10 protein-coding genes are annotated in these 12,428 nt (G+C 52.9%); 1 reads left to right on the forward strand and 9 read right to left on the reverse strand.

Annotated features, from left to right (window positions below; translation table 11 throughout):
• Positions 1–19: 19 nt before the first annotated feature.
• The 6 genes from ctaG to cyoE all read right to left on the reverse strand — a co-directional run bounded on the left by ctaG (position 20) and on the right by cyoE (position 6,068).
• Positions 20–946: a cytochrome c oxidase assembly factor CtaG gene (ctaG, locus tag DZC51_RS13050; RefSeq protein WP_157296721.1), complete on the reverse strand. Its 927-nt coding sequence runs from the start codon at positions 944–946 to the stop codon at positions 20–22.
• 183 nt (positions 947–1,129) lie between these two features.
• A complete protein-coding gene (gene ctaF, locus DZC51_RS13055; protein WP_157296596.1) occupies positions 1,130–1,462 on the reverse strand; it encodes a cytochrome c oxidase subunit IVB in 333 nt (110 codons plus the stop codon).
• Between the two features lies 1 nt (position 1,463).
• On the reverse strand, positions 1,464–2,090 hold the full coding sequence (locus DZC51_RS13060) for a cytochrome (ubi)quinol oxidase subunit III (protein WP_157296598.1): 627 nt from the start codon (positions 2,088–2,090) through the stop codon (positions 1,464–1,466).
• The gene (gene ctaD, locus DZC51_RS13065; protein WP_157296600.1) at positions 2,090–3,964 is read right to left on the reverse strand and encodes a cytochrome c oxidase subunit I; all 1,875 of its coding nucleotides are present in this window, start codon (positions 3,962–3,964) and stop codon (positions 2,090–2,092) included. Before ctaD ends, DZC51_RS13060 begins: the two co-directional genes overlap by 1 nt.
• A gap of 27 nt (positions 3,965–3,991) precedes the next feature.
• On the reverse strand, positions 3,992–5,059 hold the full coding sequence (gene coxB / locus DZC51_RS13070) for a cytochrome c oxidase subunit II (protein ID WP_157296602.1): 1,068 nt from the start codon (positions 5,057–5,059) through the stop codon (positions 3,992–3,994).
• Positions 5,060–5,153: 94 nt separating this feature from the next.
• Entirely contained in the window at positions 5,154–6,068 is a 915-nt protein-coding gene (gene cyoE / locus DZC51_RS13075; protein ID WP_157296604.1) for a heme o synthase, read from the reverse strand.
• 318 nt (positions 6,069–6,386) lie between these two features.
• On the opposite strand from cyoE, the gene DZC51_RS13080 reads away from it, so the two are divergent.
• Entirely contained in the window at positions 6,387–7,307 is a 921-nt protein-coding gene (locus DZC51_RS13080) for a COX15/CtaA family protein (RefSeq protein WP_157296606.1), read from the forward strand.
• A gap of 133 nt (positions 7,308–7,440) precedes the next feature.
• Here the strand turns inward: DZC51_RS13080 and pyc are convergent, their stop codons facing one another.
• From pyc to DZC51_RS13095, 3 genes are all read right to left on the reverse strand, one after another.
• Positions 7,441–10,881 carry a pyruvate carboxylase gene (gene pyc, locus DZC51_RS13085; protein WP_157296608.1) on the reverse strand — a complete coding sequence of 1,147 codons (3,441 nt, stop codon included), beginning with the start codon at positions 10,879–10,881 and terminating at the stop codon, positions 7,441–7,443.
• Positions 10,882–10,898: 17 nt separating this feature from the next.
• Positions 10,899–12,062 carry an FtsW/RodA/SpoVE family cell cycle protein gene (locus DZC51_RS13090; RefSeq protein WP_157296610.1) on the reverse strand — a complete coding sequence of 388 codons (1,164 nt, stop codon included), beginning with the start codon at positions 12,060–12,062 and terminating at the stop codon, positions 10,899–10,901.
• A 66-nt stretch (positions 12,063–12,128) separates the two neighbouring features.
• Positions 12,129–12,410: an Fpa/YlaN family protein gene (locus tag DZC51_RS13095; protein WP_157296612.1), complete on the reverse strand. Its 282-nt coding sequence runs from the start codon at positions 12,408–12,410 to the stop codon at positions 12,129–12,131.
• Between the last annotated feature and the right edge of the window lie 18 nt (positions 12,411–12,428).

The raw sequence follows: 12,428 nt of genomic DNA on the forward strand, positions 1-12,428 counted from the left end.
TTATCCCCCTATTGTCAGCTCAGTTGTACATCGAGAGCCGCTTGCGTTCAAGCAGTTGTTTTTGTGTGAGTTCATCGGCATTGTCACGCTCATGACGGAACCAGCCCAGGAAGATCTTGCCGAGTACAACCCCGTATATGATTTCCTGGAGAATCTTCATCATGACACCGCCCATCTGCTGATCATAGAGGATCGGCATGGAAGTGAACACTTCCGGTCCTGAAAGGCCGGTGCCTGACAACGCACTGAGGGTCGAGGCGGGAACGCAGAGCGCCATTGACATGAGCCATGCTTCCCCGCTTTGATAGGTCTCGTATACAGGCGTATCGACAAATATGATGAGTGCACAAGCAGGAGTGATCAGAATCGCGCTGGAGATGATATAGGCGATTTTGTGCAGACCCTGCTTAAGTCTGGGTGCAAAGTCGTTCTCGTTGATGAGCGGCCACCAGAGGCACAGCGCCGATATAAAGAGCGTAATTGTGAAGACCGCATGAAGCGGGATGCTGAGCTTGATCGTATCGAGAATTGCTGGGAGGTGATAGACCGAGAACATCGCGCTGAATAAGATGACGCTGACAAGCGGTTTCGTAAGCACACGGAGAACTGTTCCGAGAACAGGTACAGCGAATACTTTTCTCCAGATCCACATCGGAATCCCCTTGATGAGGAACGGTGCAGCGATCAGGAGGAGAACCGCCATCTGGACCATATGCATGCTGAACAGAATATGTCCAAGAAGATCAATTGGCGAACCCTTGGTGATGTATACCAAGAGCAGCCCTAATGAAAAGTAGATCAGTTCACTGCGAGAGAGCGGTTCGCTTCCCCCGAACCGGTCACGCCATTTAACGGTGATGGCCAGGTAGAGCAGGAACAGGACAACGAGCGTCAGAAAAAAGTAGGGGCTCCAAAGCGCCCTGAAACCGAATATGCTAATTGGCACCATTGCCATCGCTCCTTTTAAAGGTCTCCTCCCATTATAAGCCCGGGAGATAGGCGAATCAATGAACGAACTATGACACCTGTCTGAAAGGACTGCAACAGACGGGCCGCCTGTTCCAAGCATAAGCCAACAGAAAACGAAAAAAACATCCCGGAAGCAATTTGCTTCCGGGATGTTGCAGCATTACCACCAGATGATGGTGACAAATGCCAGCACGGTCAGGAATGCAATGAGCATCCCGCCGTACATGAAGAAGGCAACCAGGCCATGGCCTTTTTCGCTCATGTGCATGAAGTAATACAGCTGCAGTCCGACCTGTACCGCTGCAAGAAGCAGCACGACCGGGACGACGAAGTAGGCAGAGAAACCTGCCTGGACAGCCGCGAAGGAGATCAGCGTCATGAAGATCATGAGCGCGAACATCATCAGCTGGCTGCGCATCAACCGGTCAGAACGGCGCTTCTTGTACGAATACTCGGCCGGTGTCTTTTCAATGATCTCGATATCGTGTGCCATCTTAACCGACCACTCCCATCAAGTAGACTACCGTGAAGATGAATACCCATACGACGTCGATAAAGTGCCAGTAGAGCGAGAACGTATAGTACTTCGTGGCATTGTACAGGTTCAGTCCGCGTTTTGCGTTCCGCAGGATCAGAAGCGTCAGCCAGACAAGGCCGATCGCAACGTGGAGACCGTGCGTGCCGACAAGTGTATAGAATGCCGAACTGAATGCACTGTTGCCGAATGTGAAGCCGAGATGGATGTAGTGATTGAACTCGTATACTTCAAGAGCAAGGAAGCCGAGGCCAAGGAAGCCGGTGATGGCAAGCCAGACCTGCATCGCCTTGAAGTTGTAGTTTTTCATGTGATACATCGCATATACGCTCGTAAGGGACGAAGTCAAAAGAAGCATCGTCATGACGAAGACAAGCGGCAGTTCAAAGAGCGTCTCGGTGCGGAACTCGTTCCCGTCAGGAACCGAATTTTTAAGCGCGAGATACGTTGCAAAGAGCGTGGCAAACAGGACGGTCTCTCCACCGAGGAAGAGCCAGAAGCCAACAAACTTGTTCTTGGCTTCCATCGTAGCCGTTTCGGGATGATCCGGCCAGGACTGAGGTGTGAATTTAGTATTCAGATCCATCAGTCACGCCCCCTTTCCGTGCGGCGGATTTGGTCTTTCGTTACGTAATATCCGAGGTCATCCTTGATCGAGCGGAGCGCCATCATCAGGAACGTGAAGGCAAGCCCGAAGATCAGGACAGCAAGTCCCCAGCTATGGTCGACGCGGTACATCGCACCAAAGCCAGCGATAAAGAGTCCGAGTGTCATGAAGAACGGAATGATCGAACCGTTAGGCATGTGGATATCGGTTACCGGCTCGGCAGCAGTATAACCGTTATGGCCCTCCTGCTTTTCGATCCAGTACGTGTCCAGGCCGCGGACGAGCGGAGTCTGGGCAAAGTTGTAGAACGGTGGCGGCGAAGGAATCGCCCACTCGAGTGTACGGCCGTCTTCCCATGGGTCGTTGCCGACACGAACGTTCTTCGCAGTTGTCATGATGATGTTGATGATGAGCACGATGACGCCGATTGCCATAAGGATTGCACCAATCGTACTGATCATGTTGAACAGGTTCCATCCCTGGCCGTCCATGTAAGTCCATACCCGGCGAGGCATCCCCATCAGACCGAGGAAGTGCTGCAGGAAGAACGTCATATGGAAACCGATGAAGAAGAACCAGAAAGTGATTTTGCCGAGCTTTTCGCTGAGCATTGTACCGAACATCTTTGGCCACCAGTAGTGTGTCGCTGCAAGAATCGCGAGAACGACACCACCGACGATGACGTAGTGGAAGTGGGCAACGATGAAGTACGAGTCATGGAGCTGGTAGTCAAGCGGTGCAGCACCCTGCTGGACACCTGTGACGCCGCCCATGACGAACGACGGGATGAATCCGAGCGCATAAAGCATCGGAGTCGTGATCTTGATGCTTCCGCCCCAGATGGTCAGAAGCCAGTTGAAGATCTTGACCCCTGTCGGAACGGCGATCGCCATTGTCGCAACGGCGAAGATCGCGTTGGCCGTCGGTCCGAGACCGACCGTGAACATGTGGTGGGCCCATACCATGAATCCGAGGAACCCGATGAGGACCGTCGCGAAGACCATCGCAGAGTAACCGAACAGACGCTTCCGGGCGAATACCGAGAAAATCTCAGAGAAGATCCCGAACGCCGGAAGGATCAGGATGTATACCTCAGGGTGACCGAAAATCCAGAAGATATGCTCCCAGATGATCGTGTTGCCGCCCGCCGTATGATCAAAGAAGTTACCGCCGAACATCCGGTCGAATGTCAGGAAGAAAATCCCGATTGTGAGTGGCGGGAATGCGAACAGGATCAGTGCGGATGCCACAAACGTTGTCCAAGTGAACAGCGGCATACGCATGTAAGTCATACCAGGTGCACGCATGTTGATGATTGTGACGAGGAAGTTGATCCCCGCCATGAGCGTACCCGCACCGGCAATCTGGAGACCGATTGCATAGAAGTCGATCCCGTGGCCCGTCGAAGCAATCGACAGGGATGCATAGGATGTCCACCCGGCATCAGGTGCAGCGTCCAGGAACCAGCTCAGGTTCAGGAAGAGACCGCCGAAGAAGAACATCCAGAAGCCAAGGGAGTTGATGAATGGAAACGCAACGTCACGCGCCCCGATCTGTAACGGGACGATGGCGTTCATAAATCCGAACAAAAGCGGCATCGCTGCCAAGAAGATCATTGTCGTACCGTGCATGGTGATTAGCTCGTTAAAGAAACCAGCACTTACGAAGTCGTTATTCGGTATGAGAAGCTGCAGACGGATCAGCATGGCTTCAATACCGCCGAGGACGAAGAAGAAACCGCCGCCGATGAGGTAAAGGATACCGATCTTCTTGTGGTCGACTGTGGTCAACCAATCCCACAGCGTCGCGCCGAACCCTTTCTTTTGTCCGACTGAATTCGCAACAGTTGTCACTGTTTGTTACCCTCCTTTACCGGTACCTTATTCTTCTACTTTAAGATCAAGCAGATAATCCGCAATTGCATCAAGGTCTTCATCCGACAGACTGTCGAATGCCGGCATCAGGTTGCCAGGCTTGTACTTCTGCGGATCCTTGATCCAGTCGATCGTGTTTTGCTTGTCGTGCTCCAGGAAACCTGCAACTCGGTTGCGATCACCGAAGGTGGTAAGGTTCGGAGCCGATGCGCCGCTTGTGCCGACAGCGGAAACTGCGTGGCACGCGAGACAGCTTTGTTGGAATGCTGCTTCCCCTGCGTCGGCAGAGTCCGCACTTGCCGTTGCGCCTTCCGTTTCCTTCATGGCTGCAACCCAGTTGTCAAACTTATCCGGGCTCATGGTTTTCACCTTGAAGTCCATAAGCGCGTGGGAAGGACCGCAGAGTTCTGCACATTTTCCGTAGAACACGCCGTCTTCAAGATCTTTCGATTCTTTATCGAATGTCAGATAGAACTTGTTGACGTTCTCGACGTTCGTATCAAGCTTACCGCCGATTGCCGGAATCCAGAAGGAGTGCTTGACGTCGGAAGAGATCAGGTTAAAGTACACTTTCTCTCCTGTTGGAACAACGAGTTCCTGGGAAGTGACAATTCCGTGATCCGGATATTCGAACTCCCACCAGTACAGTTTTGCCGTCACATTGACGACAAGGTTTTCCGCGTTGCCTTCATCGTCTGTCGCTTCCATTGCAGATACATCACCCAGTTTGTAGGTGTAATAGACTGTCGGAACCGCCATGATGATGACGAGAAGAATCGGGATCGCCGTCCAGATGAATTCGAGCTTGTGGCTTCCTTCCACGTCTTTCGGCATGTGACTGTCACCCAGCTTCTTGCGGCGGAACTTGGCAAGCGCAATGAAGTAGATGGTGAAGACGACTGCCATGACGAGGATCATGATGCCGGTCGTCAGGAGCAGGAGATTAAACTGATCCTGGCCGACTTCCCCTGCCGGTAGAAGCGTCGAGAGGTATTCTTCGCCGCAACCCGACAGGATGATGGTGAGGGCTGCCAGCAGCGTTACAAGGCGCCATTTCTTGAGTCCTTTCATCATCGATTAACCAAACCTCTCTTTCATAGATGTTTTCAAATATGAGGACGAAGTGCCCAATTTATGATGAATTCTTATCAAAGAAAGAATTCCGCAATCAGATGATGACCGCGAAGATGATCATCGAGACGAATAGGATCGTCATGTAGTTCAGCGAATACACGAACATCCGTGTTGCCCATTTGATGTCGTCTTCCGCCCTGAAGCCTTTCAGGGCGATAAAGAGCCAGCCTGCGTTAAGCGCCGTAGCCAGAATGATAAACGGCCAGCCGAGCTGAGGCAGCAGGAACGGGAGCGGGAAAAGAACGAGGACCCAGGCGAGCATCGATTTTTTCGTCCTGGCAAATCCTTTTACCACCGGCAGCATCGGAATGCCTGCAGCCCGGTATTCTTCCGTCCTTCTCATGGCGATGGCATAGAAGTGAGGCGGCTGCCAGGCAAACATGATCAGGAAGAGCGCCCATGCACCAGGGCCAAGCGCCGGCTCGATGGCTGCCCACCCGATCAGCGGGGGAATGGCCCCGGAAATACTGCCGACAATCGTGTTGCTGACATGCTTCCTCTTGGACCACATCGAATAAAGAACGACATAGCTGAAGACTCCGGCAATCCCCAAAAGTCCGGCCGTCGTGCTGGCGGAGAACAGAAGAATCTCCCCGATCAGCATGAATGCGATGGACATGGCGAAAACCGCCGGTGCCCTGAATCGTCCCGTAACCGTCGGACGCGATTTCGTCCGCGACATGACCGGGTCGATGTCCCTGTCGATCAGATTGTTCATCGCCGCTGCTCCGGCAACGATCAGTGCGGAGCCGATTACGACATAAAACAACAAGTCCAACTCGTCCAGAAAGTGCCGGCCGGCGAATTGGATGGCAAGGAAGAAACCGGTAAACGCCGTTATGACATTTGAGTTCACGATGCCGATCTTGATGAGTGCCAAAAAGTCCTTGATAAAGGAAGCGGATTCAGCTTCCGCCGCTGTTGCATGTGCGGTGCGACTGTTTGTCATGAAACCCCTCCTTTCGAACTGCCGGCAAGTTCCGCTATCCTTAACTATAGCTGAATTTCGGGCTGAATTCTATACATAACCCGAATTTGTCGAATGATAGCGGACCGTCCGTATAATAGAGCACAGCATCTCTATAGTAATGCATTTGGGAAATTCATTTGTGAAGCCTTTGAGCCTTTTTTATGAACAAATTGTGAAATGGAGTGCGGCCGGGTGTTCCATCCGGGTGTCGCCGTTGTTTTTGCCCTCCGTTTCCGATATCATCAGTTAAGCGACACCGTCACCAAACGGTTTAGAACTCTTAAAGAGGTGTCATCCATGCAGCATAATCGAACACTGAAATGGCTCGCCGTCGCTTCGACGATCGGCATGCTCGCCATTCTTCTCGGCGGGGCGCTCGTCACAAAGACGGAAAGCGGGATGGGCTGCGGCAGGCACTGGCCCGGCTGCAACGGAGAACTGATCCCATCGGAGATCAACGCGGAAGTGCTGATCGAATTCTCCCACCGCCTTGTTACCGGCGCGGTCGGGATCCTGATCGTTCTGCTTTCCGTCTGGGCATGGCGTGCACTCGGACATATACGCGAAACAAAGTTCCTGTCGTTCATGGCCATTTTCTTTCTCGTCCTCCAGGCACTGATCGGTGCGGCGCAGGTACTTTGGGGCCAGGGTGATTTCATCCTTGCCCTCCACTTCGGCATCTCGCTGATTTCCTTTACTGCGGTTTTCCTGCTTACACTGCTCATTTTCGAGGTCGACCGGAAATTCGATGCTGAGAATGTGCGGATCGGAAATAAACTGAAGTGGCATACGATCGGCGTTACCCTTTATTCGTATATCGTCGTTTATACAGGAGCACTTGTCCGCCATACGGATTCCGGACTTGTCTGCCGCGACTGGCCGTTCTGCCGGAACGACGACATCGGCCTTCCGACAAATATGCATGAATGGGTGCAGATGGGCCACCGCCTTGCTGCACTCCTCATCATCATCTGGATCGCCTATATCTTCTTCCATGCCTGGAAGCATTACCAGAACCAGAAGGTAGTCAGCCGGGGCTGGCTGATTGCGCTCATTCTCGTTCTGGCTCAGGCATCGACCGGAATGCTCGTGGTCTTCACACGGGCGAACCTGGCCGCCGCACTGATCCACTCGCTGATCATCTCGCTCCTGTTCGGCCTCCTCTGTTACATGATTCTGCTCGTCTCCAGAAGCAGGCATTTCGGGAAAAATTCATAAAACTTCAGGACAGTACCGCAGACAACAGCCGTTGTCTGCGGTATTTTCATGATTTCACACGAAAGCGCACCCTATCCACTTTTCATAAAAAAACTGCAGCGAATGCCGATAACGGCATTCGCTGCAATTTTAATCAGTCTTCATCCATTTCAATCAGAAGATCCCCGGTGGAGATGGAGTCTCCCGCCGAAACATGAATTTCTTTGACCGTGCCGTCAAATGGTGCCTGAACGGTCGTTTCCATCTTCATGGCTTCGGTGATGAGAAGGTGTTCCCCGCGCTTCACCCGGCTGCCCCGGTCAATGGCGACTTTCAGCACAGTTCCCGGCATCGTGGCGCCGATATGATTGCTGTTGCCCTTTTCCGCCTTTTTACGCTGGACGTGATCCGTTTCGGCAGAAGCGTCATCAATGCAGACCTCACGCGGCTGGCCATTGAGTTCAAAGTAAAGGTTCCGCGTTCCGTCCGGCTGGACTTCTCCTATCGAGACGAGCTTGATGATGAGGGTCTTCCCTTTCTCGATCTCCACTTCCACTTCCTCGCCGAGTTTCAGTCCGTAGAAGAACGTTGGCGTATCGAGGACGGAGACATCTCCAAATTTCTCAGCCTGGGCCGCAAAATCATCAAATACTTTTGGATAAAGCGCATAGGCCAGAATATCATGGGCGGAAACCGGACGGTTCAGCTTTTCAAACAGCTGGTCACGGGTGCCTTTGAAATCGAATGACTCCAGAAGTTCGCCCGGACGTACAGTGAGAGGCTCCCTTCCCTTGAGGATGACTTCCTGAAGCTCTTCGGGGAAACCGCCGTACGGCTGGCCGATTTCTCCGCGGAAAAATTCGATGACCGAATCCGGGAAATCGATGGAACGACCCCGTTCAATTACTGACTTTTCATCCAGGTTGTTCTGGACCATGAAGAGTGCCATATCACCGACCACTTTTGAAGACGGCGTGACTTTGACGACGTCACCGAACAGCATGTTGACGCGGCCGTACATTTCCTTCACTTCCTCCCAGCGCTCGCCGAGGCCCACACCTTTCGCCTGCTGCTGCAGGTTACTGTACTGGCCGCCCGGCATCTCGTGGGCGTAGATCTCCGAGTGCGGGCTCTTCATGCCGCTCTCGAATCTGCCGTACATTTTCCGGACGTCTTCCCAGTAATGGGAAAGCTCTTCAAGTGAACCGATATCCGCCCGGACATTGCGCTCCCTACCTGCAAGTGCATAGGAAAGCGACGAAGCGCTCGGCTGGGAAGTCAGGCCGGCCATCGAACCCAGTGCCGTGTCGACGATGTCCACTCCCGCATCAATTGCACGGGAATACATGAAGATTCCGTTTCCGCTCGTGTCATGCGTATGCAGATGGATCGGGAGCGATACCGTATCCTTCAATTCGGAGACCAGACGGTAAGCCGCTTCAGGCTTCAGAAGTCCGGCCATATCCTTGATGGCGAGAATGTGTGCACCTGCATCTTCCAGTGCCTTTGCCATCTCTTTATAATAGGAAACCGTATATTTTGCGCGGCTGTCGTCCAGAATGTCCCCGGCATAACAGATGGCCGCTTCCGCAACCTTGCCGGACAGCCGGGTTTCATCGATGGCGACTTCCATCTGCTTGATCCAGTTGAGGCTGTCAAAGATGCGGAATACGTCAATGCCGGCATCGGCGGATTTCCTGACAAACTCACGGATTACATTGTCGGGGTAGTTCTTATAGCCGACCGCATTGGAACCCCGGAACAGCATCTGGAACAATACATTCGGTATTTTCTCACGGAGCTTGATCAGCCTGTCCCAAGGGCTTTCACCCAGGAACCTGTAGCTGACGTCGAATGTTGCGCCGCCCCACATCTCAAGTGAAAATGCATCCTGCATGAGGCGGGCGGTTTCATCTGCGATATCAAGCAGGTCATGCGTGCGGACCCGGGTGGCGAGCAGGGACTGGTGGGCATCCCGGAATGTGGTGTCGGTCAGGAGGACATCGTCCTGTTCCCTGATCCACTGGGCAAGCCCTTCGGCCCCCCGCTCATCGAGGATCTGCTTTGTCCCCGGTTTTGGAGGGACGGACAGATCGACGGATGGTTTGCGCGCCGGGTGGAACACCGGCTTTTGCTCCTTGCCGATGCCCGGGAAGCCGTTGACCGTGACATTGCCGATATAAGTAAGAAGTTTTGTCCCGCGGTCTTTCCTGGCCGGGAAGATGAACAGGTCAGGAGTCTCATCAATGAACGCTGTATTATACTTGCCGCTTAGGAAATCCGGATGTTTGACGACGTTTTCAAGAAACGGAATATTCGTTTTGATGCCGCGGATCCGGAATTCCTGGAGGTTCCGCTCCATCTTGGCTGCCGCTTCCTTGAAAGTCATCCCCCATGTGGACACTTTGACAAGAAGTGAATCGTAGTGCGGCGTGATGACTGCCCCCTGGAAGCCATTGCCCGCATCCAGACGGACGCCGAAGCCGCCGCCTGAGCGGTACACCATAAGCTTGCCGGTATCCGGCATGAAGTTGTTCAGCGGATCTTCCGTCGTCACCCTGGATTGGATCGCATAGCCGAACAGCGGTATGCTTTTCTGTGCCGGAATGCCTGTCTCCGGATCGGACAGGCTCCTGCCTTCCGCAATGTAGATTTGAGAGTGCACGATATCGATCCCTGTAACCATTTCCGTGATGGTATGCTCCACCTGGATCCTCGGATTGACTTCGATGAAGTAGAAGTTGTCTCCGTCCACGAGAAATTCAACCGTTCCGGCATTGATGTATCCCGCATTTTTCATGAGTCGGACAGCCGCTTCACAAATTTCAGCCCTGAGCTCGTCCGAAATCGTAATTGACGGCGCTATTTCCACGACTTTCTGATGGCGACGCTGAACTGAGCAGTCGCGCTCGTACAGATGGACGACGTTGCCGTATGTATCAGCCAGAATCTGGACTTCGATATGTTTCGGCTTATCGAGGAATTTCTCAACATAGACTTCAGCCGATCCGAAAGCGGCCTTGGCTTCTGATCTGGCCCGATCGAAAGCTTCAGCCGTTTCATCTGCAGCCCGGACAACCCGCATCCCGCGGCCTCCGCCTCCGAGTGCTGCCTTGATGATGATCGGATAGCCATTCTGTTCGCCGAATGTTTGCACATCTTCAAGCGAAGAAACAGGGCCGCCGCTTCCCGGAATAACTGGCAAATCAGCCTTGACCGCCTGTTCGCGTGCCTTGACCTTGTCGCCGAACATATCCAGGTGAGTAGAGCGTGGCCCTATGAAAATGATGCCTTCTTCTTCGCATCGCCGTGCAAATTCAACGTTTTCCGAAAGGAAGCCGTATCCCGGGTGGATGGCGTCCGCACCGCAATCTTTCGCGATGGCGATGATGCCTTCAATGTCAAGATAAGCATCGATCGGCTTCTTCCCCTTACCGACCAAATATGCCTCATCCGCTTTGTAGCGGTGGAAAGATCCGCTGTCCTCCGCCGAATAGATGGCGACTGTGCGGATCTTCAGTTCTGTGCAAGCACGGAAAATCCGGATTGCAATCTCTCCCCGGTTCGCCACCAGGATCTTCTGGATTTTCCCCATTTCCCCCATCTCCTTCATCATGATTTTGTTTCGTTCTTGACGAACATGGATACATTGAGCAGTATCCCTATGCAAAATGATAACAGGATTAATGACGTTCCGCCATAGCTTATAAACGGAAGAGGTACACCGGTAAGAGGCATCAGTCCTGTCATCCCGCCAAGATTGACGAATGTCTGGAAGCCGATGAGGCTCCCGATACCCGCCGCAATCATGCGAGCCTGGGGGTTTTTTGTCTTGAGTGCAATCGTGATGGCCCGCATGACGATGAAGCCCAGGCCGCCAACGACAATCAGCACACCGAGGATTCCAAGTTCTTCGGAGATGATCGCCATGATGAAGTCGGTCTGCGGCTCGGGCAGATACCCCATCTTCTGGACCGACTGGCCGAGACCGAGACCTTTCAGCCCCCCTGCGCCGATGGCCAGGTATCCGTTGATGATCTGGAACCCCGAACCGAGCGGATCTTCAAATGGATCCATGAAAGTGGTCAGCCTGGAGAGCCGTCCTTCAGTCAGAAGCTGTTTGCCGCTCACGACGGCTACAAGGACAAAGAGGAATGCCGCCGCGACTGCAAGTCCAGAGAACTTAAAAAATGTCTTGGGCTTCATGCCGCTCGCAGCCATTACCGAGACGGAGGTGACCAGAAGGATCATCGTTGCCCCGATATCGGTTTCCATCATGATTGACAGCACGGCAAACGCGAGAAGAATAACAGGCGGGAACACCGAGTTGTTCAGGTCATTGATGGCGTTCTGCTGCAGTTTCTTCGCGAAGAAACCGGAAAAGTATAAGATGAAGGCAATCTTCGCCACCTCGGAAGGCTGGAGATTGATCGGGCCCAGGTTGATCCAGCTCCTGGCCCCCGCTTCATCACCAAAGCCGATAAAGTGGACGGTGATGAGCAGGCCAAACGTGACGAACAGCATTAGCGCCATGAATCCTTTCCGCTTATAATGCTTGAACGGGATAAATGCACCGACTGCCAACGCAGGCAAAGCGATAGCGAGGTTGATCAGCTGACGTTTATAAAAATGGTCCGCGTCATATCCGTAGCGGTTCACCGCCCAGACCATGCTCGCACTATAGATCATCACGAGCCCGAACAGGCAAAGTGCCAGATAGACGAAAAAAAGCGGAAAATCAAAATTTCGGATATATCGCTTTAAGTATGCTTTCATAGAATTCCCTCAATCTTTCTTCTAAACAAAAAACTCAAACCGGCAAACGAGTTTGAGTTTTTTGCGTTATTTCTTCGTATATGCATCATGCAAAATCGACAGCTCGCGCTCAAGGGAAGCCAGAATCTGTTTTCCCTGTTCACGGTCAATCAGGCCCAATTTTGCTGCGAACTCGATTTCGCGGGAAAGCCCGAACATCTGTGTATCGAGCACTTCTTCATACAGAGGGCACTGCGGCATCGTCAAATGGTCCATCTGAACTTTGATCAGCTGGGCGATTTTTTCCGCATCCGCCTGAAGAAGTTCCAATGCCTTTTCATGATACGCCGGTTGAACATTTGTATCCATGAAGCCGCCCCCATCAGC

Origin of the sequence: Bhargavaea sp. CC-171006 (assembly GCF_009761675.1) — a bacterium.
Lineage (GTDB): Bacteria > Bacillota > Bacilli > Bacillales_A > Planococcaceae > Bhargavaea > Bhargavaea changchunensis.

Coding starts and splice junctions, on each gene's coding strand:
- ctaF (WP_157296596.1), bottom strand. CDS start 1,462: ATGGCACACGATATCGAGATCATTGAAAAGACACCGGCCGAGTATTCG.
- DZC51_RS13060 (WP_157296598.1), bottom strand. CDS start 2,090: ATGGATCTGAATACTAAATTCACACCTCAGTCCTGGCCGGATCATCCC.
- coxB (WP_157296602.1), bottom strand. CDS start 5,059: ATGATGAAAGGACTCAAGAAATGGCGCCTTGTAACGCTGCTGGCAGCC.
- cyoE (WP_157296604.1), bottom strand. CDS start 6,068: ATGACAAACAGTCGCACCGCACATGCAACAGCGGCGGAAGCTGAATCC.
- DZC51_RS13080 (WP_157296606.1), top strand. CDS start 6,387: ATGCAGCATAATCGAACACTGAAATGGCTCGCCGTCGCTTCGACGATC.
- pyc (WP_157296608.1), bottom strand. CDS start 10,881: ATGGGGAAAATCCAGAAGATCCTGGTGGCGAACCGGGGAGAGATTGCA.
- DZC51_RS13090 (WP_157296610.1), bottom strand. CDS start 12,062: ATGAAAGCATACTTAAAGCGATATATCCGAAATTTTGATTTTCCGCTT.
- DZC51_RS13095 (WP_157296612.1), bottom strand. CDS start 12,410: ATGGATACAAATGTTCAACCGGCGTATCATGAAAAGGCATTGGAACTT.